Below are 24,396 nucleotides of genomic sequence, written 5' to 3' on the forward strand. Positions count from 1 at the left end.
CCTCCTGCTATTTCCCCGCTAGCGAACGCCCGATATGGCTCGCTGCCTTGCTTGTCCGACTGCTTGCATCGGACAGGTGATCGACTAGCGCCCCTTGAAAGCTGGCGTGCGTTTTTCGCGCGCGGCCAATCGTCCCTCGGCCGCATCCTCGGAATTCACAGCCAGAGCAACAGCGTTCAGCTCCTGAACGAGAAACTCTTCCATCGTGCCGGCGCTCGAACGGAACAGCTGCTTCGTCAGTCCGATCGAGAAGGTCGGCATTGCTGCCAGTTCGGCAGCGAGATCCTCGGCGACTTGCATGAGCTTCTCATCTTCGACGACGCGATTCGCCAAACCGCACTCAAATGCCTCCTTGCCGGTCAACTTGCGGTTGAGGTACATGATCTCTTTTGCGCGGAATTCGCCGCAGTGACGCGCGAGAAGATGCACCATGCCGCCTTCGGGCAGCGTCGCTCGCATAAGAAATGCTGGGATGAACTGGGCTGTGTCCGACACAAGCAGCAAGTCGGCACAAAGCGCGTAGCTCCATGCGATGCCAACCGCCACGCCTCGTACCGCCGCGATCACCGGCTTGTTGAGGTTATAGAGCCGCAATGCGATCTGCTGGTAGACGGCCGTCGACTGCCGCGCGTGCGACACGCTCATCTGCGGCGGCGCTGCGCCGCTGCCCTTGATATCGGCGCCCGCGCAAAATGCACGCCCTGCGCCCGTCAGGATCACCGCACGGATTGCCGGGTCCCGCTCGATACGATCGAGGTGTTTGATCAGCATGGTCAGCATGTCCGGCGTCAACGCGTTGAGCTTCTCGGGCCGGTTCAGCGATAGGGTCGCAATCGCACCCTGTAGTGAAAGTTCGACATCCATGGTTTAACGGTCTTCAGTGGGTGAGTCGGACGGCTCCGAAGCTCCCCGCGTCACGCGCGGGAGCGTCATTCACCGCGTGCACGCAGTTTGATCATGCCGTTGCCGAACGGCTCATCGCGACGCTTAAGCGCATCCTTCAGACCAACGGCTTCCATGTCCGCCTTGAACTGCGCTCGGCGCGGTCCCTGACCCTGATGCGCGCGCGCATCGTTCTCGACAGCGAGGCGCTGCAGCGTGCGCGCACCCGCGAGTTCAAGACCGAGGTTCACAATCCGCTTGTTGGCGGAAAGCAGGTCGGCGTCGACAAAAGACAGCCGCCGCGCCAGTTCCGATACTTCAGCGTCGAGCTCTTCGATGGGCACAGCATCCATCACCAGACCGATTTTCGCGGCATCGCGGCCCGTCAGCGAGTCGCCCGACAGCAAAAGGCGCTTCGCCCACTGCGGCCCAACGTGATAGAACCACATGTGCGCCGGTGGCGAGCCGTTCGCGCGCGTCGCCGGAAAACCGATCCGCGCGTTGTCCGCCGCCAGCACCATATCGCAGGCCAACGCGAGGTCCGTGCCACCCGCGAGGCAGTTGCCGTGGACCTGAGCAATGATCGGCTTGTGAATTTCGGCCATCAGGTTGACGGTTTCCGACTGCCGCTCCATCGACCAGCAATCGTCATCGAAGCTGCGTACCGTGCCGCGGTATTCGCCCGGATCGATCTGTTCAGCCGCACGGTCCGAATACGTCGTGACGAGGTCGTAGCCGGCGCAGAAATCTTTACCAGCTCCACTCAGTACAATCACATTGACCGACTTCAGATCGTCGGCTTCGAGCAGCGCCTCTTTCAGTTCACGCAGAAGAACACCGTTAATCGCATTCCGCTTGTCCGGGCGATTCAGCGTGATTCGAGCAACTCGTTCAGCAACATCGAACTGAACGCATTCTGTGCTTTTGAGCCATTTGCCCATGATTCACTCTCATTCGAAGAAGGTACTTGCGCGCCAACAGTTCAGCGGCTGAAACGCTGGCGCAACACGACCTTGCTGATTTTTCCGGTAGGCAGACGCGGGAGTTCGTCGACGAACTCGATCGACTTCGGACATTTGTAGCTTGCGATCAGCTCGCGGCAAAACGCGATCAGTTCGGCCTCCTGCCTCGCTTCGCCCGCGCGCAACACGACAATCGCCTTCACGCATTCGCCCCATTTCTCGTGCGGCACACCGATCGCAGCTGCGTCGATCACCGCGGGATGCTGAAGCAACGCGTCTTCGACTTCGCGGCTGTAAATGTTTTCACCGCCCGAAATGATCATGTCCTTCTTACGGTCGACCAGAAACACGTAGCCACAACTGTCCTGATAGCCCATGTCACCACTGCGATACCAGCCATCCCGCAGCGCTTCGACCGTTGCAACGCTGTTGTTCCAGTAACCGGTCAACTGGGTGGCCGAGCGCAGCCACACTTCGCCGGTCTGTCCCTGCGGAAGGTCCACCCCGTTATCGTCGACAATGCGCAATTCAATGCCCGGACATGGATGACCCACCGACGCCAAACGCCGAATTTCATCAGACGTGCCATGCGGCCGAACTTCGTGCGCCGGCAGCCAACAGGCATTACTCTCAGTCATGCCGTACTGGACCGCGAACACGGGACCCAGCACTTCGATACCCCGTTGGAGCAGTGGTACAGGAACCGGCGCGGCCGCCGTGGTAATGTTCTCGATACTCGACAGATCGTACGACGCCAGTTCGGGCACATCGAGCAAGGCCTGAAGCATGGCCGAGACGAGAAACGTGAACGTGATGCGCTCTGCCTGAATCGTCTCGAGCATCGCCTTCGGCTCGAAACCGCGGTGCAACACGGTCGTGCCGCCCATCCACGCGACCGCGTTCACATAACCGATACCGCCCACGTGAAATGCCGGCGTGGTCTGCAACACGCGTGAGTGTCCGGAGAATTCCGTCACGAGCGCACAACTCTCCGCGGTCGCGCACATCGCACGGTGGGTGCGAACCACTCCCTTTGGACGACCCGTCGTGCCGCTGGTGTAGATTAGATAAGCGTAGTCGTCGGGCTGTGACCGGATCGGCGGTCCATCCTGCGAGCCGGCTTCCATGACGGACTCGAAAGATATCGCCCACGACGGTGCGTCGCCGATACAAATATATTGTTCGATGTCCGGCATTTGCGAGCGCAGACTGTCCACCAGCTCCGAATATTGCGCCTCGAAGACAAGGGCTTTCGGCGCCGCATCCTTCAGGATGTGCGAAATTTCCGTGGGCGCAAGCCGGAAGTTGATCGTGGCGAGCAGAAAGCCGGCCCATTCGCATGCCCGGTAAGTCTCGTAGTATTCCGCGCAATTCATCGCCAGCACCGCGACCCGGTCCTGACGCCGAAGCCCCCGCTGGTAAAGCGCAGCCGAGAATCGGCGGGCTCGCTCTGCCATCTCGCCATGAGTCACGCGCCGGCTACCGAAAACCAGCGCTTCCCTGTCCGCGTAGAAACGGGCATTGCGCTCGATCATCTCCCCAATCGTTTTCATCTCGATCCTGTCTTCGTATGTTGAACGCTCGAATGTCAGGCCGCAAGCGCGTGCGGATCTGCAAGCATCGCAGCTATGAACGCCGTGAAGCGAGCTGCGTCCGCGCCGTTGATCACGCGATGATCGTAGCTCAGTGAAAGCGGCAACATCTTCCGCCAGTCGACACCGCCGTCGTCGGAGGGCTGGGGCGTCAGCCGGGTTTTCGTCACCCCGAGAATGGCAACTTCAGGCGCGTTGATGATCGGCGTGAAGCCGGTGCCGCCAAACCCTCCCAGTGAGCTGATCGAGAAACAGCCGCCCGACATTTCCGCCATCGAAAGGCCTTTCTCACGCGCCTTGAGCGACACCGCCGTTAGCTCAGCCGCCAGTTCCAGAACGCTCTTTTTTTCACAGTCGCGCAAGACCGGCACCAGAAGACCAAAACGCGTGTCCACCGCGACCCCAATGTGAAAATACTTTTTCAGCACAAGGTTTTTGCCGTCACCGTCCAGCGAAGCGTTGAATTGCGGGAACTCCTGCAACGCACGGATCGCTGCCTTGATGAGAAACACCAGCGGTGTCAGCTTTATTGCGGGTCCACCATCGTTATACGCCTTGCGGAAGATCTCAAGCGTCGTAATATCGGCGTCGTCCTGATGTGTGACGTGCGGAATCGTCAGCCAGTTGCGCGACAGGAACGCGCCCGTCAGCTTCTGTATCCGTGAGACTGGCTTGACCTCGACTTCGCCAAACTCGGTGAAGTCGACCTGCGGCCACGGGGGGAGATTCGCGCCGATACCGGTCGGCGCCGAACCATTGACAACTGCGGGCGCAGCCACGGGTGGTGCGGCGGAAACGGATTCGACGCTCATGTCGGATGCCTCGCTAGACTGGTTCAATCAACATAAAAGACAACCGACGAATCAGACGATCTCCGCCAGTACCGTACCGACCGGATACACCTCGCCGATCTGCGCAACGATCCGGAGCGTCCCCGAGGCCGGCGACTCCACTTCCTGCACTGACTTGTCGCTTTCCAGCGCATAGAGCGCCTGCCCCTCAGTGACGCTCGCGCCGTCTTCCAACAGCCATTCAGTCAGCGTGCCTTCGTTCATCGAAAAGCCCAGTTTCGGAAGCAAAACCTGTGTGGACATAAGTGCTCTCTTTAAGATTGGGAAAACCGGGATGGAGACTTCGAACCGGTGTCATCGAGTGTCGCGCGGATTGCTGCTTCGATCTCCGCGGCCCCCGGCACGAAGGCATCTTCCAACGGCTTGGAAAATGGGACCGGGCAAAACTGCGAGCCGACCCGCTGCACAGGCGCCTTCAGTTCACGAAACAGCGATTCATAGATACGCGACGCGATTTCCGCGCCCACTCCAAATGGCTTGACCGCCTCGTGCACAACTACGGCGCGGCCAGTTTTAGCTACCGAGGTCAGGATAGTTTCCATGTCGAGGGGCGAAATCGTCCGCAAATCGATCACCTCACACGAAATACCTGCTGCACCAAGCTGTTCGGCCACAGCCATCACGTCGTGCACCCTGCGGCTATAGGTGATGACGGTCACATCCGTGCCACTGCGGACCACATTGGCTTTGCCGAGCGGAATTCGCACGCCGCGCTCGGGCGCCTTGCCCGGATTCCAATAGGTCGGCATGTTCTCGATGAAGAGACACGGATCGTCGTCTTCGATGCACGAAAGCATCAGGCCGTAAGCGTCGGCGGGTGTGGACGGCGCCACTACCTTGATGCCCGCAACGTGCGCGAACCACGCTTCCAGATAGTCGGCGTGCTGGCCGCCCGTGCCGAACCCTGCACCCGTCATCGTGCGGATCACGAGCGGCACATGTGTCTGGCCGCCCGACATGAAGCGCAACTTGGCAGCGTGATTGACGATCATGTCCATCGCCACCGTCGTAAAGTTCATCAGCATGATTTCGGCGACCGGACGCATTCCGACGATCGACGCACCAATCGCCGCGCCGATGATGGCCTGCTCCGAAATGGGCGTCGATCGGACGCGCGAAGTGCCGTACTTCGTCGACAGACCTTTGGTCACGCCGACAATACCGCCTTCCTGCCCGTCGGCCACGTCTTCGCCGAGCACGATCACATTGGCGTCAGCGGCCATCGCGTCGTCAAGCGCAAGATTGACGGCCTGGATCGTATTGATGTCAGTCTGCGCCTGGTTCATGCCAGCACCTCGTCTTTAAAGATATCGCGCCGCAGTTCGGCGACGTCCGGATAGTCGCTCGACAGCGCGAACTCGACAGCCGCGTCGATTTCCGCGTTGTGGTTCGCTTCCATCTCCGTCAGTTGGGCCTCGGTCGCATGCTTCGCGGCGATCAGCCATGCCCGGAAGAGCGGCACCGGATCTTTTGCCACCCACGCCGCCTTTTCGTTCTGGTCCATATAGGCATCCGGGTCGCCAAATACGTGGCCGTGAAAGCGGAATGTATTGGCTTCGATCAACGTCGGACCACCGCCTTCACGGGCTCTGTCGATCGCCTCGCGCGCCGCGCGATGCATCGCGATCGGATCGTTACCGTCGACGGTGATGCCCGGCATCTGATACGCCACGGCGCGCTGCGCGATGTTCGGCACCGAGGTGCCGTACGCATATTTCGTGTGTTCCGCATAGCCGTTGTTCTGGCACACGAAAACAACTGGCAGTTTCCAGACCGACGCCATATTCAGCGATTCGTGGAAAGCGCCGATGTTGGTGGCGCCGTCGCCAAAATAGGCGACTGCCACGCGTCGTTCGCCACGAATCTGCGCAGCCAGCGCGAGACCATTCGCAATAGGCATCGAGCTGCCGACAATGCCTGTGGTCACCATCACGCCGGAAGCCGGATGGGTAACGTGCATCGGCCCACCCTTGCCTTTGCAGGTGCCAGTGACGCGGCCACCCAGTTCCGCCCACAGCTCCTTGAGCGGCACGCCCTTGGCGATCATGTCATGCACGCCGCGATAGATCGTGCAGATGTAGTCCTCGTCGGTGAGACACACCGACACCGCCGATGGAATCGCCTCCTGCCCGCGCGGCGAGTAATACGGCATGACGAGCTTGCCGGATTTGATAACTGCGCGAAACCGCTCGTCGTTCTGCTTGATTAGCGTCATGCGCCGATAGATATCGACCAGTGCTTCACTGCTGGGCGGCTGATGGACTTTCATGCGAAGGTCTCCTTCGATCACCAGATCGTTTGTGCGCCGCTGGCGTGCAGCGCGGCGATGTAGCCGAAAACGAACGACGCGCCGATACTGCTGCCCGCGCCAGGATAACAACGGCCAACGACGGACGCAGTGCAGTTGCCCGTCGCATAGAGCCCGGGAATCAGCGAACCGTCTTCCTTGAGCACGCGAGCGTATTCATCGGTGACAAGCCCGCCTGCCGTACCAACATCACCCGGATACATACGCACTGCGTAAAAGGGCGCCTGCTCGATGGGTCCGAGGTTGGGATTCGGCTTGATCGTAGGGTCGCCGTGGCACCGATCGAAAGCACGTGAACCGCGCCCGTAGTCGCTGTCCACGCCCGATTTGCAAAAGCCGTTGAAGCGCGTCACGGTGTCCTGCAAGCCGGCGGTGTCGATACCACACTTCTGCGCCAGCTCGCTAATCGAGTCAGCCTTGATCATGTAGCCACTGTCCAGCCATTGCTGCGGGATCTGGCCTTGCATTGCCGTGCCCCAGGGGTAGTACTTGCGCTGCCGGCTGTCCATCACCACCCAGCTCGGTACAGCCTTACCGGTCTCCTTCTGACGCTGGTACATGCGTTGCCCGATCTCCATATAGGCACCGGCTTCGTCGCAAAAACGGCGGCCATCCTGGTCGACCATGATGGAGAACGGCAGCGACAGATCGAGGTGGTGCATGAACGGCAGGGGCGAGCCGTCGGGGGCGCGCGCGCCTTCGGGCAGCGTTTCGTTGGGCCCAAGCGATGTCACGACCCACCAGGCCTCTTCCATGCAATCCACCGCACCGCCAATCGCGACAGCGGCTTCGAGAACCTCGCCGGTGTCGCCCGGATTGGCGTTTGTCCACGCGCTCGATGACGGCTGCGGCTGATACTTACGGCGCATTTCAGCGTTGTGTGAAAACCCGCCAGTGTTCAACAGCACGCCTTCGCGAGCATGCACACGCATTTCACGTCCGCCGCGCATTGCAATCACACCGGCCACCCGCCCATTCTCTACGATGAGATCGCGCACGGGCGTTTCGGTCCAGATAGGAATGTTTTCACGCAGCGCTATTTGCAGCATGCGGCCCTGGATCGCCGCGCCGTTCGAAACCAGCTCTTTGCCCGTCAGCTTCTGATACAGCATGCGGCCCGCGAGCTGCATCGCTTTGCGCTTGCCACCCCATGTGCGCTTGAGCAGGAAAAGCTCTGGAAACTCGTTCGAATTGGCGGGAATCGACACGCCTTTGTACCGTGAAAGCTTCGGCGCCCATTCACCCAGTTCCTTAACGTCGAACAACTTTGCGAGCAGTGAGCGGCCACGAGGCTCGCCACCAGGCAATGTGTCGTAATAGTCGGACCATCCGTCCGCATAGACGAACTGCATGCCTTGCTGTTCGAGGAATTCAGCCATCTTCGGGCCCGTGCGCAAATAGGCTTCCCGACGCGCCGGCGATGTTCCGGGCCCTTGATAGGTGACTGCCGCATCGAAGTATTGCCGCGCGCGCTCATACGAGTCACGCACGCCGTGACGCCGCATCACATGATTGTTCGGCAACCACCAGACACCGCCGGAATACCCCGTCGAGCCACCTACCTTTGACTGCTTTTCAATGATTAGCGCCTCTTTGCCCGCTGTCTTGCACGCGAGCGCGGCGCACATCGAACCGCCGCCGCTGCCGACAACGACGAAGTCATAGGTTGCATCCCAGTCACTCATGCTCAATTCCCCTGCGCGATGAATTCCCGCAGCGCGCGGTGGAAATTGGACACCGAGGTCTCCTGCAGCGGATTCGTGCGCGATCCTTTGAAGCCACGCGATTTCATCCCTTGCTGCACGTTCGTCATGTTCTGGAAGTCCTGCCACAGGATCAGACCGAAATTCTCCAGCGCGTTCTGCTTCCAGTCGTCGACCCCGTAGTAAAACTCTCGCTTGAGAGGCGGCTCAGCGCCCGGCGCGTAGCGAACCAGCGACCAGATGTCGTAAATGCAGGAATCGGGATTGTCGCCGTCGGGACGCGCACGATAGAACAGCGCACCGTCCGGGTAAGGCAGGAAAATAAGATTTGGGAACACGTGCCAGTCGGCGCCTGCTCGCCCCATCTGCTCGAAAGAGATGTCCGGCCAACCCGCACCTTCGGCGACGGCGGCCTCGCGCTGAAATTCCATGGCTTTCGCCAGAACTTCAAACTGGTTGCCGCTGGGCGCCATTTCGGTCAGCAGACGTTTGGACGCTTCGTAGTCACGCGCGGAATTGATGGCCTTCAGAGTGTCTTCCATCACCTTGAAGAAATTGACCAGCCCTTGCCGCACGTCTTCCGGCATCGGTTTGCCGGTACGCGAGGACGGGGCGCCAATGAAGCGCGTCGCTGTCGCATAGCCGAACATGCCGTGGCGCCCATAGGCGAAACTGCGGGTGACATCATCGCCGGCGACGTCGAGCAGTTGCGGGTGCGTTGCCGAGACGTGATAGCCCTCGTTGAACGCCTCTAGCGCGACCTTCCAGTTGCACGGCAACCGGATCGACTTGTACCAGCGGTAACGCATTTTTTCGAACTCGAAGCAGTTCGTGATTTCCGGAACCGGCTCAAGGAATTTTGCAAGCGGCTCGGCGTTGGTATCCATGTTGATGAACACGAATCCCCCCCATGTATCCACCTGGACTTCCTGCAAGCGCAGATCGTCGTCGGCCATGTCCGGGCAGCCCTCCCAATCGCTGCGATCGAGCACGCGTGCGACGCTTCCGTCAAGGTTCCATTGCCACCCGTGATAGTTGCAATGAAACTTCGCCGCCTTGCCGCAGCCGTTCGTCAGACGCCGGCCGCGATGCTGACAGACGTTGTAATAGGCCTTGATCTGGTCGGCAGCAGTGCGCACCACGATGATCGACTCACCGATTACGTCAAACGTGACGTAGTCGCCGACGCCCGGAATCTCTTCAAGCCGACAGGCCACCTGCCACACGCGCGGCCACAAATTTCGCGTCTCCTCGTCGAGGAACTGCTTCGAGAGGTAGCTATCCTTGGGCACAAAATCGAGGCGGACAGCATGCTCAACCGAACTGGTACTCGTGTCACCCATCGATATCTCCTTCATGGTGTCGCCGGCTTGCATGCCGATCCTGGATTCTTCGTTTCTGGCGCACCGGCCGATTGAGGCTTCAGCGCGCAGCGGTGGGTATATATGAACGTCGTTCAAAATACTAGGCTGACGGGAAGAACATTGTCAATCCGGTCCAACGTCAGTCCAGCGCCTCCGTGAGCGCGGGCACGGCATCGAAAAGATCGGCCGCGAGGCCGTAGTCGGCGACCTGGAAAATCGGCGCCTCGTTATCCTTGTTGATTGCAACGATGACCTTTGAATCCTTCATGCCGGCCAGATGCTGGATCGCACCGGAGATGCCCACAGCAATGTAGAGCTGAGGCGCGACGATTTTTCCGGTTTGCCCGACCTGGTAGTCGTTCGGCACGAATCCCGCGTCCACAGCGGCGCGCGAAGCGCCGACTGCCGCGCCGAGTTTGTCGGCGAGCGCGTCGAGGAGCTTGAAGTTATCGCCGTTCTGCATGCCGCGCCCGCCGGACACGACGATATTGGCTGCCGCCAGTTCGGGCCTGCTTGATTTAGTCAGTTCCTGGTCGACAAAACGCGCGCGTTCATAGGGCGCTGCCGCCGGCACGGATTCGAGCGGCGCACTGCCCTCCAACGAAGCGGCGTCGAAGGCCGTCGTGCGGACGGTCAACACTTTGATCGGGTCGACAGACCTGACTGTGGCAAGCGCGTTGCCGGCGTAAATTGGACGCACAAATGTATCCGCTGCCTTGATGGCAACGACTTCGGAGATCTGAGCGCAATCAAGCAGCGCGGCGACTCGCGGCATGAAATTCTTGCCGACAGCCGTCGATGCGGCGATCACGTGGCTATACGGCTGCGCGAGCGACACCACCAGCGCCGCAAGGTTTTCCGGCAACGCGTGCGCGTAGGCTTCGGCGTCCACGTACAAAACTTTGGTCACGCCGCTTACTTTCGTAGCATCGGCCGCGGCGCCCGACGCTTCGTGGCCGGCAATCAGCAGATGAACATCGCCGCCGATCTGCGTCGCGGCAGCGACCGCATTGAGCGTCGCGCGGTGCAGCGACGCGTTGTTGTGTTCTGCAATAACAAGAATGGACATGGTCAAATCACCTTGGCTTCATTGCGAAGTTTTTCGATCAACGTCTCGACGTCGGACACCATGATTCCGCTCTTGCGCGGCGGCGGTTCAGTCACTTCGAGTACCGTCAGACGCGGCGTCACGTCCACGCCGAGTGCTTCCGGCGTCAGCGTGTCGAGCGGCTTCTTCTTCGCTTTCATGATGTTGGGCAACGTCACATAGCGGGGACTGTTCAGGCGCAAATCCGTGGTGACGACTGCGGGCAGATCGAGAGCGACTCGCTCGAGCCCACCGTCGATTTCGCGTGTCACGGTCAGCACGCCGTCCGCGACTTCCGTTTTAAAGGCGAATGTGGCTTGCGGCCAGCCAAGCAATCCGGCGAGTTTCTGACCGGTTTGGCCGGCGTCGTTGTCGATCGCCTGCTTGCCGAGCAGCACCAGTTGCGGCCCTTCGCGTTCAACGATTCCCGCCATCAGCTTCGCGACGGCGAGCGGCTGCAGATCCGTCGCCGTCTCTACCAGGATTGCCCGATCGGCGCCCATCGCCAGCGCTGTGCGCAAGACGTCTTGCGACTGCGAGGTGCCAGCGGAAATCACCACCACCTCGGTTGCGGCCCCAGTTTCCTTTAGCCGCACAGCCTCTTCCACCGCGATTTCATCGAACGGATTCATGGCCATTTTGACGTTGGCCAGATCCACGCCAGAACCGTCGGTTTTGACACGGGGCTTCACGTTGTAATCGATCACCCGCTTCACCGCGACAAGTATTTTCAATTGACGCTCCAGACGCTTTTATGAACAATGTTCTACATTCTGAACCACATCTTTCGCTACTGTCAACGACAACGAAGGTCCATCGAGGCAATCCCAAGCCGTGATGGACGGCTATGGAGGCAACCATGAAGCTTTATCGCTGCGCTCGGATTGAAGGCATTACGGGGCTGGAATTCTGCGAGGAACCGGACCTGCCGCCACCGGGGCCACATCAGGTGCTGATGAAAGTGAATGCCAGTTCGCTCAATTTTCGCGAACTGCTCTTTATGCGTGGCGCGCTCGGAGACTGGCTGCGGCCGAACTACATTCCCGTCTCTGACGGTGCGGGCACGGTCGTCGCCGTCGGCCCGGGCGTGCGCCGCGTGAAGCCCGGAGATCGGGTTGCGGCGACCTTCTACGAGAATTGGGTTGGCGGTACGCTGCCGCACCATTCGGACACGCTGGGACGCGGCGCAATCGTCGAAGGCATGCTGCGCGACACGGTGCTGCTTGGCGAAGAAGAACTCGTTGCAATACCGGAGCACCTCTCGGACGAAGAAGCGGCAACGCTGCCATGCGCGGCCCTAACTGCCTGGAACGCGCTGTGCGAGCATGGGCCGCTGCTGCCTGGGCAAACCGTGGTCGTCCAGGGAACCGGCGGCGTCTCGCTCTTTGCGCTGCAATTCGCCAAGCTTTTCGGCGCACGAGTCATCGCCACCTCGTCGAGCGACGCGAAGCTCGCACGGCTCGCGGAACTGGGCGCCGATGCGACCATCAATTACCGCAGCACGCCGCGCTGGGCGGATGCCGTGCTGGAACAGACAGACGGCGATGGCGCCGACCTCGTCGTCGAGGTTGGAGGCGCTGCGACCTTCGCCGAATCGGTCGCCGCCGCACGGAAGGGAGGCCGCATCAGTGTGGTGGGAATGCTTACCGGCGCCCCCTCGCCCGGTGACGGTTTCTTCATGCGCGGCCTTGCTATCGCCCCGATTCATGTAGGATCCCGCCAGGATTTCGAGACCATGAACCGCGCAATCGATTTCCATCGGTTAAAACCCGTGATCGATTCAACGTTTGCCTTTGCCGATGTGCCCGACGCTCTACGTCACCTGGAGAGCCAGCGCCACTTCGGCAAAATCGTGATTCAGCACGCCTAGCGCTTGCCGGTCGGATGCGACCGGATCGCCATGCTCGTCTCGTGCGCGTCCGAGCCGGTTGCCCCCGCGTATACCCCATTTCGTGAACCGCCCCAAGTTGTTCATAATGTAGAACATCGTTCGTATGTTCCAATTTGCCGTTGATCGATGTCGACGCAAATCCAGCCATCGGATCGGCGCTCGTTCCCGGGGAAGACGTGCCAATGAAAATATTCTCTCTCGATGGTCAGGTTGCACTCGTCACCGGCGCGTCGCGTGGTCTGGGATTCGCGATGGCGAGCGCACTCGCGTCCGCGGGCGCGACCGTCGTGCTTGCCGCCCGCTCGCGCGACAGTCTGGAAACCGCCGCCGGGTCCATTCGCGGCACCGCTGGGGTCGGTAGCGAACAAGTCGACCTCGAGCCGTTCGATCTCACCGACCAGGCCGGCATCGCGGCTGCCGTACAGAACGTCCTCGCGCGTCACGGAAGGATAGACATACTGCTGAACAACGCCGGTATCTGCGAGTGGTCCGATTTTCTGCAGTCAACGCCGGCGATGTGGCAGCGCACGATGGACACCAATGTCACGGCGGCCTATCTCCTCGCGCAGCAGGTATCTCCGCCGATGATCGCGCACGGCCACGGGCGCATCATCAATGTCGGTTCGTACGTTTCGGTCCTTGGACGGGAAAAACTGCAGGCCTACGTGGCAAGCAAGCACGCAGTGGCCGGCCTCACCAAGTCGCTCGGCGCCGAACTGGGTCGCCACGGCATTCGCTGCAACGGCATCTGCCCAGGCTACTTCGTGACCGATATGGCCGAGCCCGTCACGTCGAATCCTCAAATGAAAGAAATCGTCCGTTCGCACATCTCCGTCGGACGGTGGGGACGCCCAGAAGAACTTGGCGGCGCGGCCGTATTCCTCGCGTCCGAAGCCAGTTCTTATATGAACGGCCAAATGCTAATGGTCGACGGCGGTGTGTCGGAGATCCTCTGCTTCCCGATGTCAGTGATCTAGCCATTCCTTCGCGCGAAAGCCGCTTGCGAAGCCACGCAGCGGAACGCGCCATCCGCATTTCAGAGAGCGCGTATATGAATACAAAGACGTTGACTTCCCTCCTCAACCTTGACGGCAAAACCGCCCTCATTACCGGCGCCGCACAGGGCATCGGCGAGGCGATTGCGAGACGTCTCGCCGAAGCCGGCGCTGCCGTCGTCATCTGCGATATCAACGGCAACCTTGCAGAAAAGACCGCGCAGTCGATCCGAGATACGGGCGCGCGGGCGTTGGCTGTCAAAGCCGACGTCGCCCACGTTGCAGACACTCAGATGGCGGTCGACATCGCACTAAATCAGTTCGGCACACTCGACATCCTCGTGAACAACGCCGCGCTGGTCGCCCCGCGCCCCGTCATGGAGATCGATGAACAGCTGTGGAATTCCGTGCTCGATATCGACCTCAAGGGCGTGTTCTTTCAGGCGCAAGCAGCGGCTCGCCAGATGATCGCCGCCGGACGTGGCGGCAAGATCATTAATATTTCTTCGGTCGATGCGGTGCTGCCGGTCGGCGGCCTGGTTCCCTACGATTCGGCGAAAGGCGGCGTCGCGATGATGACCAAGTCACTCGCAAAGGAACTCGGCAAATACGGCATAACCGTGAATGCGGTCGCGCCGGGCGGCGTTGCCACTCCGGGCGCAAACGAAGCAGCGCCGGGGATCATGGCCGTGCTGGGCATAGCTCCCGAAGCCATTGCTGACATTCCCGTTCGATCCACCCTTGGCCGTTACGCCGAACCCGACGACATCGCAAAGGTTGTCTACTTCCTTAGCACCGGTCTGGCTGATTACATGACTGGCGCGTTCGTCACCGTGGACGGCGGTTACCTGCTGATCTGATGGCCGGCGTGGCCCGCAGTAGTGAAACTACCGTCATGAACGACGTTGACAACCCAAAAATGCGTGTTTATATTTACGAACAGTATTCACATATTTCGATTCAGGACAGTCGATAGGCATCCGGAAAACAGAGACGGCGCAGTTAGCTAAAGGCAGCGGTCAACGGTGGACCTCACTCCATCGAAAGTTGAAAAAGAGCGGACGAAGTTCCGCAGGCTTAATCGGACATCTGAGTAGTAGGCCGAAAATTCAACGTAGAGGAGACAACATGAAACACTATCGGCCGCGGCCCACGAAAATCAGCGTTGCCGTGTGGACCACCTGTCTGGCGGCTGTGTGCGGGCTATATAGCACAAGCGGATTGGCTTTCGAGATCACTACGCCGAACCCGGACATCGATATGCACTGGGACAACACCGTGCGCGGCGATTACGGCATGCGTCTGCAAGGCCGCGACGGCTTCTACACGAATAGCCCGACCTACGACGAAAGCGACCTCTCGACATCAAAATTCGGCACGATTCAAGCTCGACTGAACCTATACAGCGAGTTCGACTTCAAGTACAAGGACAACTGGGGTTTCCGCGTGAGTGCGGCCGCGTGGTACGACCCAAGCTACAGGAGCCACGTTAATAACAACACGTCCTTGCCTTCGCCTAACAATCTGCCGAACTACCCGGGTAATACCTACTCGAGTTATATCGAGAAATACTACGGGGGTCCCAGCGGCGAGTTGCGCGACGCATTTGTCTTTGGCTCGTTCAATCTCGGTGACCATCCGGTCGACGTCAAACTGGGCCGTACCGCCATCACCTGGGGCCAGGCCGCTTTCGCAACGATCGGTGGCACAAACTCAATTGCATTCGCCCAGCAACCAATCGATCTATATAAGGCAACGATCAGCCCGAGCGCGTCGCTGAAAGAGGTGGTTTTGCCAACCACTCAAACGGTCGTGTCGACCAAGCTGACCGACACCATTACCTTGGCGGCTCAGTACACTTTCGAATGGGACTACGACCGCATTCCCGAAGGCGGCACCTATTTCGGTGGCGCGGACGCTATCTTGTACGGACCGCCGGTGGCCGCTTATACAGCGATCCCTGGACTTGGGCCCGTGCCGCTGAACCGGGTTGCCCCGATCAAGGGCCAGCAGGGCGACATAGGCGTAGATGGAAAGTGGCGTATCGATGCGATCGGCAGCACAGCGGAAGTTGCCTTCCGGCATTTCGCCATGAAATTCCCGTGGGCCGCGCTGGTCGCGCCCGGCCGTGGCGTGAACTTAGGTCCGGTCACGCTGCCCGGTATCCAGGCGCAATACGGTAATGATGTCAACCTGGTCGGCGCCGGGATCAACGGTCCTGTTGGCAATGCCGCGTATGCAGCTGAAATTTCCTATCGCTGGAATATGCCGCTGAGCCCCACCAGTACGACAACGATCAACAACGCCCCGACTGGTCGCACGTTGCACGGGCTGTTCAATCTGACGCAATCTGTCGGCAAGACGCCCTTCTGGGACAACATGTTTGTACAGGGTGAGTTCGCGTTCAATCGGTTGATGTCTGTACAGAAGAATCCGGGCAATCTCGCATTGTCTGGCTACGATACGTCAGGACAATGCTCGGGCAGTGGCAACAATCCGTACAACAACTGCGCGTCGCGGTTCTGGATGGGTATGGGTATCGGTGCGAGCCCGCAGTGGTACCAGGTGTTTCCAGGTGTCGACCTCACCGTGCCCCTCTTCATCAACTTGAACCTGAAGGGCTACTCACCGGTAATCAACAACGCCGGGGAATCGCAGGGCTTCAATACGTTCCTGATTGGATTGAACTTCAATATTCACAACAAGCATGAGATAGATATCACGTACACGTACTACACGAACAAGAAGGGATTCTCGAGCGGCGGTGCGGCGGCGGCCGTCGGCGCACCGTATAGCGATAAATCGTGGCTTGGGATTACCTACCAGACTACGTTCTAAAACAGATGGAGACAGTTGTGAAACGTATATCAACACTCGTCAAGGCGCTCGTGGTCGCCGTACCGCTTTGCGCGGTTCCCTTCGCTGGCGTTACAGCACTCGCGGCAGAATCAGGTACTACGCCATTCGGCGCCGAGATTGCGGGTAACAAGGACGGCACCATCCCCGCCTATACCGGTGGCATCACGACGATGCCGGCGGGCTTCAAGGCGAACAGCGGCAAGTGGGCCGATCCCTACCCCGATGAGAAGCCGGTACTGCAAATCACGGCGCAAAATTATCAGCAGTACGCGGACAAACTGAGCGCTAGCGCGCAGGAGCTTTTCAAACGCTATCCAACCTATCGGATGGACATTTACCCGACGCATCGCAGCGCGTCTTTTCCGGACTGGTACCTGGCAAATTCGGAGAAGAACGCCTCGACCGCGAAGCTGGAGAAAAACGGCCTGTTCCTCACCGGAGCATTCGGCGGCAAACCGTTCCCTGTGCCAAAGACCGGCCAGGAAGCAATCTGGGACTGGGAACTGCGCTATGTAGGCACCTTTCAGAGGAATACGGTTAAGACTTACCTGGTCGATACCGCCGGGAACTCGACGCTTGCGGCTCAATTTAAAAGCTCATTGAGCTACCCTTACTTCGACATCAAGAACGAAGATGATTTTAAGAAGAAAGGCGGCGAAGCAATCTGGTACCAGGTGTTCAACGACTATGCCGCTCCCGCACGACTGATCGGCGAAACGACGCTCTTCTGGTACTTCATGGATACCGCGGACCATGACCAGCAGTCGTGGATGTACAGCCCTGGCCAGCGTCGTGTGCGTGTCGCGCCCGATCTCGCCTATGACACGCCGAACCCGGGTTACTCCGGCGCCATCACCATGGATGACATCCAGTTGTTCTACGGCAAGCTGGACCGTTGGAATATGAAGCTTGTTGGCAAGAAGGAGATGTACATTCCGTACAACGACTACAAGCAGCAGTACGAAACACCCGCCAGCAAGATTCTCACGCCAAAGTTCGTCAATCCCGATACGACGCGTTGGGAATTGCACCGGGTATGGGTCGTGGAATTGACGCTAAAGGCCAATGTCCGTCACGTGTACAGCAAGAAGGTTATGTACATGGACGAAGATGGCGGCGGCGGTGCGATGGATGCGTATGACCAATCCGGAAAGCTCTACCGCGGCGGATTCGAAACCACGGTTCCCGCCTACGATTACAAAGTGCCATACTCGCTGGGCAACTGGTTCTATGACTTCGGCAGTGGCATCTATATCTTCGGCAGCCATCCCGCGGAGTCGCCAGGCATCTTCTTCAACGTGAGCTTCCCCAGGGATTTCTTCACGCCGGATCGTATGCAGTCGACTGGTGTCCGTTAAGGCAGCACAATGGACGGCGCGCGACGATTGGCCCGCCATCACCGCGCGCCACCAGAACAAATAAGATGAGACAGACCGTCGTGGCACCTTGTTTTGCCGCGACGGTGCAAGGAGATTAAATGAGCCCTAGAACAGCTCGCGCGTTTGTCCCAGTTGTCCCGGCGGTCACGCTCGCGCTAGTGGCCGCGGCGTGTATCGTAACCGGCGATGCCAACGCAGCCTTTCACGACCCGATCGACACCCCTGCCGCGGCAGCGCCAAACGCTACCCACGAACCCATGATGTCGGTGGCGCTGGCAGGCAAGCGGCTTGTTGCCGTCGGACCGCGCGGCGTGATTCTTCTGTCTGACGACGACGCCGCACACTGGCGGCAGGCGCCAAGCCCAGTGAGTTCGGATTTGGTCTCAGTCATGTTTGCAACGCCGCAGCAAGGTTGGGCAGTGGGACACGATGGCCAGGTGCTGCACAGCGCAGACGGCGGAGCCACGTGGCATAAGCAGCTCGACGGCATTCAGGCGGCAAAGCTGATGCAGAGCTTCTACTCTCACCAGGCGGGCACTTCACCGGATCTAAAGACAGCACAGGACGAAGCCGCACGCTTTCTGGCTGACATGGGAGGCCGACCATTCCTCGACGTATGGTTCGACAACGACCATTCCGGCTGGGTGGTCGGCTCCTTCAATATTATTTTTCATACGAAGGACGGCGGTAAAACCTGGGAGCCATGGTTCGATCGCGTTGACAACCCGAATGCGCTGAACCTTCACACCATTCGGCGCATCGGATCGACGCTGTACATTGCCGGCGAGCAAGGCCTTCTCCTCAAACTCGACGAGGGCGCGCAGCGCTTTGTCGGACTCAAGACGCCGTCGAAAAGCAGCTTCTTCGGTATGACCTCGAGCGGCTCGACGCTGATTGCATACGGTCTGCTGGGTAACGCATTCCGCACAGTCGACAACGGCCAGACGTGGCAGAAGATTTCCTTACCGACAGGCGCGAGCGTGCTGGCGAGCGGGCAACTTGCCGACGGCCGGCTGCTGCTCGGCACACAGGCAGGCGAACTGCTGGTTAGTAGCGATCACGGCAAGACCTTCAACCGCGTCGCCACGCCCGTGCCCGGCGCGGTCTTCGGCCTGATGACGCGTGGCAGCGAGGCCATCGTCACCGGCGCGGCAGGACTTTCCCGCATCGAGCTTCCCGTCGCGGGCAACGCAAAGTGACAGTGTTTATCCATCGCATTCCAGGAGCCAGACATGGCGGCAGGTAGCAACGCCCAATTCGACAAAATGCCGGTGGTGACTGATCCCACCACGTTCGATCGGCGATCCGGAAACATGCTGGAACGACTCATATTCAACCGCCGTCCATGGCTTATGTTGATCTGCGCACTAGTGACGGCGATTCTGGGTGTTCAGGCATCGCGTCTCGAAGTCAACGCCAGCTTCGAGAAGATGATCCCGCTGTCGCACCCGTATATCCACAACTATCTGACGAACAAGGCGGATCTCAAGGGTCTCGGGAACTCGATCCGGGTCGTCGTCGAAGCAAAAAATGGCAACGTGTACGATCCTACGTATCTGAACGCGCTCAAACGGATCAACGATGCGTTGTTCCTGATCCCAGGCGTGGACCGTCCCGGCGTCAAGTCGTTGTGGATGCCGATCGTACGGTGGAACACGGTGACTGAAAACGGTTTTGCGGGCGGCCCTGTCATGCCCGAAAGCTACGACGGCTCACCGGCGCAGATCGACCGGCTCCGCACCAATGTCGCGCGTGCCAACATCGTTGGCAGCCTTGTCGCGAACGACCTGAAATCGAGCATGATCCAGATACCCCTGCTCGACACTTATCCTGATAGTGGCAAGCCTCTCGATTACGCCAGGCTTACTCGCCAGATCGAAGACGTTTTGCAGCGCGAGTCGCATGGCGAAGTGCGCGTACACGTCGTTGGATTTGCCAAGCTGATCGGTGATCTGATCTCGGGGCTCAACCTCATCACGATGTACTTCGGCATGGCGGCGCTGATCGCCCTCGTCGTGATCTTTCTCTATACGCGCTGCATTCGCAGCACCTTACTGGTCGTGAGTTGCTCGCTGATTGCCGTGATCTGGCAGCTCGGCATCATCAAGACACTGGGATTCGTGCTTGATCCGTACTCGATTCTGGTGCCGTTTCTGGTCTTCGCGATCGGTGTGTCTCACGGCGCCCAGAAAATGAACGGTATCACGCAGGACGTCGGCCGCGGCACGCACAAGTATGTCGCCGCACGCTACACGTTCCGGCGGTTGTTCCTCGCCGGCCTTACCGCCCTGCTCGCGGACGTAGTCGGGTTTGCCGTGCTGATGGTGATCGACATCCCCGTCATCAAGGATCTCGCGTTCACCGCCAGCGTCGGCGTTGGCGTACTGGTGTTCACTAACTTACTGCTGCTGCCGGTTCTGCTGTCGTACATCGGCGTCAGCCCGTCGGCCGCCCGACGTAGCGTCAGGACCGAGCGAGAAGAAAACGCCGGACATAATGCGGTGGGTTCAGTGTGGAACGTGCTAGACCGTTTCACTGAACGCCGATGGGCTACGGCTGCAATTGCCTGCGCAGCGCTTCTCGCCGTGGGCGGCTGGAGCGTCAGTCAGAAGTTGCAGATCGGCGACCTCGATGCGGGCGCACCGGAACTCCGGCCGGACTCCCGCTATAACATCGACAACGCTTATATCAATGCGCATTACGGGCTTTCGAGTGACCTGTTCGTGGTGATCGGCAAGTCCTCGCAGACGAGTTGTGATGGCAACAACTTTCCGCTTGCTGTCGAGGCCGATCGACTCGAGACCATGCTGCGTACAGTGCCCGGCGTCCAGACAACCACCTCGATCGGCGCGCTTTCCCGCTGGGTCACCTCAGGCTTCTACGAAGGCTACCCGAAGTGGTACACGATCGACCGCGTGCCGTCGATCCAGAACAAGACCGCTTCGCAGATTGTGCTGGACCATCCGGACTTGTTGAATGCGACGTGCACGACCGCGCCGATCATTGTGTACCTGACTGATCACAAGGCGGCGACTTTGTCGCGCGTCATGGCGGCTGCCGAAGACTTTGCGAAAACGCACAATGACAAGGACCATCAGTTTCTGATGGTAGCAGGCTCGGCCGGCATCGATGCGGTGACGAACGTAGTCGTCGCGAAGGCCAACCGGTTAATGCTGCTCATGGTGTACGGTGCCGTCATCCTTTTGTGCTTTATCACCTTCCGCAGCTGGCGCGCGGTGATTGTCGCTGTCGTACCTCTCGCGGTCACTTCGATTCTCTGCGAAGCGTTGATGGTAATGCTCGGCATTGGCGTGAAAGTCTCGACATTGCCGGTGATCGCGCTGGGCGTCGGCATCGGTGTCGATTACGCACTCTATCTGTTGAGCGTCCAGTTGTTTTACCAGCGAGCAGGACTGCCGTTGGCAGAAGCGTACCGCCGGGCCGTGCAATTCACCGGCAAGGTAGTTGCACTGGTTGGGGTAACACTGGCGGCGGGTGTTGTTACATGGGCGTTTTCACCAATCAAGTTCCAAGCCGACATGGGCATTTTGCTGACGTTCATGTTCTTATGGAACATGATCGGCGCGCTGATCCTGATCCCCGCACTGTCGCATTTCCTGCTCCGTGGCATCTCCGATTCGGCGAGCAAAGCGGCGGGGATGCCAGTTAAGGCCGACGTGTCCAAGCTGGTCGTGCCCGCCGTGCGCACCGAGAATCTCGCCGCGACGGGCGGCGCTAATACTAAACAGACCACGCGCGGCTGACCAGCGGCAAGCGGCCAGGCGCGAGAAGCAAACGCGCCTGACGCAGGCGGCCGGCGTCAAGGTAACGCCTATTTGCACTCGTCTCCAGAAAACCGCCGAAGGCGGCGAACAGATTTGGCATTCTCAAGCTCATGAGAGCGTCCAGCAGTTCGCGGCGGACCCTGACATCAACGGTGGTGAGAGACCTATGAACAACGCTACGGCATACGGCAAATCAGTACGTTGCGTCAAGAGCATCAAGGTTGCGATTGAGCAGAGAGACGGGCACTGACTCTTATCCAGCCGCACACAGGGCACCGAAGTGCCCCGTTTTCTTCTTAACGCACATCCCACTCCAGCGGCAAATGATAGAGCGTGCCGTTGACGCCGCCATGCACGCCCGCCTTTTCGCCGGGTTTGACCCGGAAGTCAGGGATTCGCTTGAGCCATTCCTGCAGGAACACCTTGAGTTCCACGCGCGCGAGAAACGACCCCGGACAGCGATGCGCGCCGTTGCCGAAAGTGGAGTGAATAGGCGTCGGGCGAGAAAAGTCCACCGTAAGCGGATCATTGAACTTACGATCGTCCAGCCCGTGCAGCGTGGTCGGGATGATGATCATGTCACCTTCCTTCATCTGCACGCCCTTGTATTCAAAGTCGTGCGTGATGCGGCGTCCCTGATTGACCACCGGAAAGCGCCGCAGTAGCTCGTCGACCGCCTTTTGCGTGAGCTCCGGGTGCTCGATCAACTCCTTGCGATGCGACGGGCTTTTCGCGAGAAAATTCGCGATAAAACCCATCGCCGATGCGACCGTGTCTAACCCGCCGATCAGCACGAGTCCGCACAGCCCCTTCAGTTCCTGATCCGTCAGCGCACGCTCGTCGATCCTGGATTGAACGATCCGGCTGATAAGGTCGTCGCCCGGGTTGGCACGCCGCTCCGCAATTTTGACGCCGAGATATTCGAAAATCGCACCGAGCGCGGCCAGCTTTTGCTCCGCGGAGTCAGGCCGAACCATCTTGTCGGCGAGGCCAAGAAGGAAGTCGCGATCTTCCGCGGGCAACGCGACCATATTCATGAAAATACCGATTGGCAAGTGCTGTGCGAAGCCCGACACAAACTCCACCTCGCCCTTTTCGTAAAAGCCCTCAATCAACTCGATCGTCATCTCGCGGGCCTTCTCTTCGAGTGTGCTGATCGCCTGGGGCATAAAAGCCGGGGCAATCAGCGCACGATATGCCGTATGCAGCGGCGGATCAAAGAAGATCGGCGGCAGCGGCGCATGTTCGACCAGCGGCACTGTCAGCTGCTTCGACGAAAAATTCTCGTAGTCTTTGAATATCTGGTAGATGTCGTCTCCGCGCGTCGCAATCCAGTGACCGCCGTTTCTCGGTGTCCAGAAGATGTCGGGAACGCCGTCGTCGTGCAGCCTCTTCATCGCGAGATGGTAGTCGTCCTCGGCGCCGGGCGGGTTGTAGATATCCATATCCACAACCAACTCCGGCGGCACGTGTGCGGGAATCGGCGCCGACTCGGGTGGCGCTGCGTGACCGGTTGCTGACATTCGGTGTCTCCTTTTCGCGACGTGGCCAAGCGCACCGACATAGCGGTTATCGCACTGGCTATTAGATGATTGATGCCTACAGGTAGGCCCCGTACAACTCAACGTGATGTTCGGTGTTGCCCCAGGTCATATCGATGCAGGTCAGGCGTTTCACGTACCATCCCACTGACAGTTCGTCGGTCATTCCCATACCACCATGCAATTGCACAGCCTGTTGTCCAACGAAGCGGCCGCTACGCCCGATCATCGCCTTGGCAGCACAGACCGCGCGATGGCTTTCGCGCCTATCGTCGTCCGCAAGTTTTGCGGCGGCGAAGTAAACCATTGAACGGGCCTGTTCGACAGCGGTGAGGATATCGGCGGCGCGATGTTGCAAAGCCTGAAACTTGCCTATCGGCGCGCCGAACTGCTTGCGTGTGCGCAAATAGTCGTAGGTCAGATTGGCCAGCTTTTCCATGGTCCCCACCGCCTCCGCGCAAAGTGCAAAGATGCCGTGATCGACTACCCACTCCAACAGCGCGAACCCTTCGTCTACCGTACCGAGCACAGCGTCCGCATTGACGTGCACCTCATCTAGCGTAATCTCCGCGACGCGCTGGCCATCGAGCGCCGGAAATCCTTTCACCGTGACGCCAGGTGTTTTTGCGTCTACAGCGAAGAGCGTGATACCCGCCGTGTCCGTCGGCTCGCCCGACGTTCGTGCGGAGACAAACAGCAGGTCTGCGCTGTCACCATGCAGGACCACACCCTTCCGACCATTGAGCACATAGCCTGCATCAGACGCTTTCGCGGTCGTGGTCACATTCCACAGGTCAAAGCGCGCGCCCGGTTCAAGCGTCGCGAGCGCGGTCTTCAGGTTGCCGCCGGCGAGACCGGTGAGCCACGACGCCTTGCGCGCCTCGTGGCCTGCAACCCCGATCAGTGTTGCGCCCAGCACCGCCGACGAAAGAAATGGCTCGAGCACAAGCCCCCGGCCAAATGCCTCCATGACGATCATGGTTTCCACCGGCGAAGCACCAAGACCACCGTGTTCCTCTGGCACGTTCAACGCCAGCAGCCCCATGTCAGCGAGCGTGGACCAGTGCGTGGACGACCAGCCCTGGGTTGTCGTCGCCAGTCGCCGCCGCGCTTCGAAAGCATATTCGTTGTCGATGAAACGGCCGACCACGTTGGCCAGCATCTGTTGCTCTTCGACGAGCGTAAAGTCCATGACGT

20 protein-coding genes are annotated in these 24,396 nt (G+C 59.6%); 7 read left to right on the forward strand and 13 right to left on the reverse strand.

Translation table 11 applies throughout. From position 1 onward, the window contains the following. Nucleotides 1-84 precede the first annotated feature (84 nt). The 11 genes from B0G73_RS32815 to B0G73_RS32865 form a co-directional block, all read right to left on the reverse strand. Nucleotides 85-864 (reverse strand): enoyl-CoA hydratase/isomerase family protein, encoded by a 780-nt coding sequence (locus tag B0G73_RS32815; RefSeq protein WP_106285286.1) that lies wholly within the window; start codon nucleotides 862-864, stop codon nucleotides 85-87. A 65-nt stretch (nucleotides 865-929) separates the two neighbouring features. After that, nucleotides 930-1,823, reverse strand: a complete 894-nt coding sequence (locus B0G73_RS32820; RefSeq protein WP_106285287.1) for a crotonase/enoyl-CoA hydratase family protein — start codon at nucleotides 1,821-1,823, stop codon at nucleotides 930-932. A 41-nt stretch (nucleotides 1,824-1,864) separates the two neighbouring features. Next, on the reverse strand, nucleotides 1,865-3,397 hold the full coding sequence (locus B0G73_RS32825) for a class I adenylate-forming enzyme family protein (RefSeq protein WP_106285288.1): 1,533 nt from the start codon (nucleotides 3,395-3,397) through the stop codon (nucleotides 1,865-1,867). A 35-nt stretch (nucleotides 3,398-3,432) separates the two neighbouring features. Beyond that, nucleotides 3,433-4,248 (reverse strand): 2-oxo acid dehydrogenase subunit E2, encoded by an 816-nt coding sequence (locus B0G73_RS32830; protein ID WP_106285289.1) that lies wholly within the window; start codon nucleotides 4,246-4,248, stop codon nucleotides 3,433-3,435. A 51-nt stretch (nucleotides 4,249-4,299) separates the two neighbouring features. Further along, a complete protein-coding gene (locus B0G73_RS32835) occupies nucleotides 4,300-4,530 on the reverse strand; it encodes a biotin/lipoyl-containing protein (protein ID WP_106285290.1) in 231 nt (76 codons plus the stop codon). Nucleotides 4,531-4,541: 11 nt separating this feature from the next. Next, nucleotides 4,542-5,573: an alpha-ketoacid dehydrogenase subunit beta gene (locus tag B0G73_RS32840; RefSeq protein WP_106285291.1), complete on the reverse strand. Its 1,032-nt coding sequence runs from the start codon at nucleotides 5,571-5,573 to the stop codon at nucleotides 4,542-4,544. After that, nucleotides 5,570-6,556: a thiamine pyrophosphate-dependent dehydrogenase E1 component subunit alpha gene (locus B0G73_RS32845; protein WP_106285292.1), complete on the reverse strand. Its 987-nt coding sequence runs from the start codon at nucleotides 6,554-6,556 to the stop codon at nucleotides 5,570-5,572. The genes B0G73_RS32840 and B0G73_RS32845 overlap by 4 nt, the downstream gene beginning before the upstream one ends. Before the next feature lie 17 nt (nucleotides 6,557-6,573). Beyond that, complete coding sequence (locus tag B0G73_RS32850; protein WP_106285293.1) at nucleotides 6,574-8,280, reverse strand: FAD-binding protein; 1,707 nt, start codon at nucleotides 8,278-8,280, stop codon at nucleotides 6,574-6,576. Nucleotides 8,281-8,282: 2 nt separating this feature from the next. Then, nucleotides 8,283-9,641: an SRPBCC family protein gene (locus tag B0G73_RS32855; protein ID WP_106285344.1), complete on the reverse strand. Its 1,359-nt coding sequence runs from the start codon at nucleotides 9,639-9,641 to the stop codon at nucleotides 8,283-8,285. 160 nt (nucleotides 9,642-9,801) lie between these two features. Then, nucleotides 9,802-10,731, reverse strand: a complete 930-nt coding sequence (locus B0G73_RS32860; protein WP_106285294.1) for an electron transfer flavoprotein subunit alpha/FixB family protein — start codon at nucleotides 10,729-10,731, stop codon at nucleotides 9,802-9,804. A 2-nt stretch (nucleotides 10,732-10,733) separates the two neighbouring features. After that, nucleotides 10,734-11,483: an electron transfer flavoprotein subunit beta/FixA family protein gene (locus B0G73_RS32865; protein ID WP_106285295.1), complete on the reverse strand. Its 750-nt coding sequence runs from the start codon at nucleotides 11,481-11,483 to the stop codon at nucleotides 10,734-10,736. 125 nt (nucleotides 11,484-11,608) lie between these two features. Here B0G73_RS32865 and B0G73_RS32870 point away from each other — a divergent pair, with 125 nt between their 5' ends. From B0G73_RS32870 to B0G73_RS32900, 7 genes are all read left to right on the forward strand, one after another. After that, complete coding sequence (locus tag B0G73_RS32870; protein ID WP_106285296.1) at nucleotides 11,609-12,619, forward strand: NAD(P)-dependent alcohol dehydrogenase; 1,011 nt, start codon at nucleotides 11,609-11,611, stop codon at nucleotides 12,617-12,619. A 140-nt stretch (nucleotides 12,620-12,759) separates the two neighbouring features. Continuing rightward, complete coding sequence (locus B0G73_RS32875; RefSeq protein WP_258194054.1) at nucleotides 12,760-13,617, forward strand: glucose 1-dehydrogenase; 858 nt, start codon at nucleotides 12,760-12,762, stop codon at nucleotides 13,615-13,617. A 74-nt stretch (nucleotides 13,618-13,691) separates the two neighbouring features. Next, nucleotides 13,692-14,495, forward strand: a complete 804-nt coding sequence (locus tag B0G73_RS32880) for an SDR family NAD(P)-dependent oxidoreductase (protein ID WP_106285298.1) — start codon at nucleotides 13,692-13,694, stop codon at nucleotides 14,493-14,495. Between the two features lie 268 nt (nucleotides 14,496-14,763). Next, nucleotides 14,764-16,473 (forward strand): DUF1302 domain-containing protein, encoded by a 1,710-nt coding sequence (locus B0G73_RS32885; RefSeq protein WP_106285299.1) that lies wholly within the window; start codon nucleotides 14,764-14,766, stop codon nucleotides 16,471-16,473. A 17-nt stretch (nucleotides 16,474-16,490) separates the two neighbouring features. Then, nucleotides 16,491-17,852 carry a DUF1329 domain-containing protein gene (locus tag B0G73_RS32890; RefSeq protein WP_106285300.1) on the forward strand — a complete coding sequence of 454 codons (1,362 nt, stop codon included), beginning with the start codon at nucleotides 16,491-16,493 and terminating at the stop codon, nucleotides 17,850-17,852. 119 nt (nucleotides 17,853-17,971) lie between these two features. Then, nucleotides 17,972-19,072: a YCF48-related protein gene (locus tag B0G73_RS32895; RefSeq protein ID WP_106285301.1), complete on the forward strand. Its 1,101-nt coding sequence runs from the start codon at nucleotides 17,972-17,974 to the stop codon at nucleotides 19,070-19,072. A 33-nt stretch (nucleotides 19,073-19,105) separates the two neighbouring features. Continuing rightward, nucleotides 19,106-21,637: an RND family transporter gene (locus B0G73_RS32900; RefSeq protein ID WP_106285302.1), complete on the forward strand. Its 2,532-nt coding sequence runs from the start codon at nucleotides 19,106-19,108 to the stop codon at nucleotides 21,635-21,637. Nucleotides 21,638-21,954: 317 nt separating this feature from the next. Here the strand turns inward: B0G73_RS32900 and B0G73_RS32905 are convergent, their stop codons facing one another. Beyond that, nucleotides 21,955-23,181 (reverse strand): cytochrome P450, encoded by a 1,227-nt coding sequence (locus tag B0G73_RS32905; RefSeq protein WP_106285303.1) that lies wholly within the window; start codon nucleotides 23,179-23,181, stop codon nucleotides 21,955-21,957. Between the two features lie 76 nt (nucleotides 23,182-23,257). Beyond that, complete coding sequence (locus tag B0G73_RS32910) at nucleotides 23,258-24,391, reverse strand: acyl-CoA dehydrogenase family protein (RefSeq protein ID WP_106285304.1); 1,134 nt, start codon at nucleotides 24,389-24,391, stop codon at nucleotides 23,258-23,260. Between the last annotated feature and the right edge of the window lie 5 nt (nucleotides 24,392-24,396).

The sequence above is a fragment of the Paraburkholderia sp. BL25I1N1 genome (assembly GCF_003002025.1).
Taxonomy (GTDB): domain Bacteria; phylum Pseudomonadota; class Gammaproteobacteria; order Burkholderiales; family Burkholderiaceae; genus Paraburkholderia.

Excerpts from the sequence above, each read along its gene's own strand:
- B0G73_RS32815 (WP_106285286.1), bottom strand. The coding sequence starts at position 864 with ATGGATGTCGAACTTTCACTACAGGGTGCGATTGCGACCCTATCGCTG.
- B0G73_RS32820 (WP_106285287.1), bottom strand. The coding sequence starts at position 1,823 with ATGGGCAAATGGCTCAAAAGCACAGAATGCGTTCAGTTCGATGTTGCT.
- B0G73_RS32825 (WP_106285288.1), bottom strand. The coding sequence starts at position 3,397 with ATGAAAACGATTGGGGAGATGATCGAGCGCAATGCCCGTTTCTACGCG.
- B0G73_RS32830 (WP_106285289.1), bottom strand. The coding sequence starts at position 4,248 with ATGAGCGTCGAATCCGTTTCCGCCGCACCACCCGTGGCTGCGCCCGCA.
- B0G73_RS32835 (WP_106285290.1), bottom strand. The coding sequence starts at position 4,530 with ATGTCCACACAGGTTTTGCTTCCGAAACTGGGCTTTTCGATGAACGAA.
- B0G73_RS32840 (WP_106285291.1), bottom strand. The coding sequence starts at position 5,573 with ATGAACCAGGCGCAGACTGACATCAATACGATCCAGGCCGTCAATCTT.
- B0G73_RS32845 (WP_106285292.1), bottom strand. The coding sequence starts at position 6,556 with ATGAAAGTCCATCAGCCGCCCAGCAGTGAAGCACTGGTCGATATCTAT.
- B0G73_RS32850 (WP_106285293.1), bottom strand. The coding sequence starts at position 8,280 with ATGAGTGACTGGGATGCAACCTATGACTTCGTCGTTGTCGGCAGCGGC.
- B0G73_RS32855 (WP_106285344.1), bottom strand. The coding sequence starts at position 9,641 with ATGGGTGACACGAGTACCAGTTCGGTTGAGCATGCTGTCCGCCTCGAT.
- B0G73_RS32860 (WP_106285294.1), bottom strand. The coding sequence starts at position 10,731 with ATGTCCATTCTTGTTATTGCAGAACACAACAACGCGTCGCTGCACCGC.
- B0G73_RS32870 (WP_106285296.1), top strand. The coding sequence starts at position 11,609 with ATGAAGCTTTATCGCTGCGCTCGGATTGAAGGCATTACGGGGCTGGAA.
- B0G73_RS32880 (WP_106285298.1), top strand. The coding sequence starts at position 13,692 with ATGAATACAAAGACGTTGACTTCCCTCCTCAACCTTGACGGCAAAACC.
- B0G73_RS32885 (WP_106285299.1), top strand. The coding sequence starts at position 14,764 with ATGAAACACTATCGGCCGCGGCCCACGAAAATCAGCGTTGCCGTGTGG.
- B0G73_RS32895 (WP_106285301.1), top strand. The coding sequence starts at position 17,972 with ATGAGCCCTAGAACAGCTCGCGCGTTTGTCCCAGTTGTCCCGGCGGTC.
- B0G73_RS32900 (WP_106285302.1), top strand. The coding sequence starts at position 19,106 with ATGGCGGCAGGTAGCAACGCCCAATTCGACAAAATGCCGGTGGTGACT.
- B0G73_RS32905 (WP_106285303.1), bottom strand. The coding sequence starts at position 23,181 with ATGTCAGCAACCGGTCACGCAGCGCCACCCGAGTCGGCGCCGATTCCC.
- B0G73_RS32910 (WP_106285304.1), bottom strand. The coding sequence starts at position 24,391 with ATGGACTTTACGCTCGTCGAAGAGCAACAGATGCTGGCCAACGTGGTC.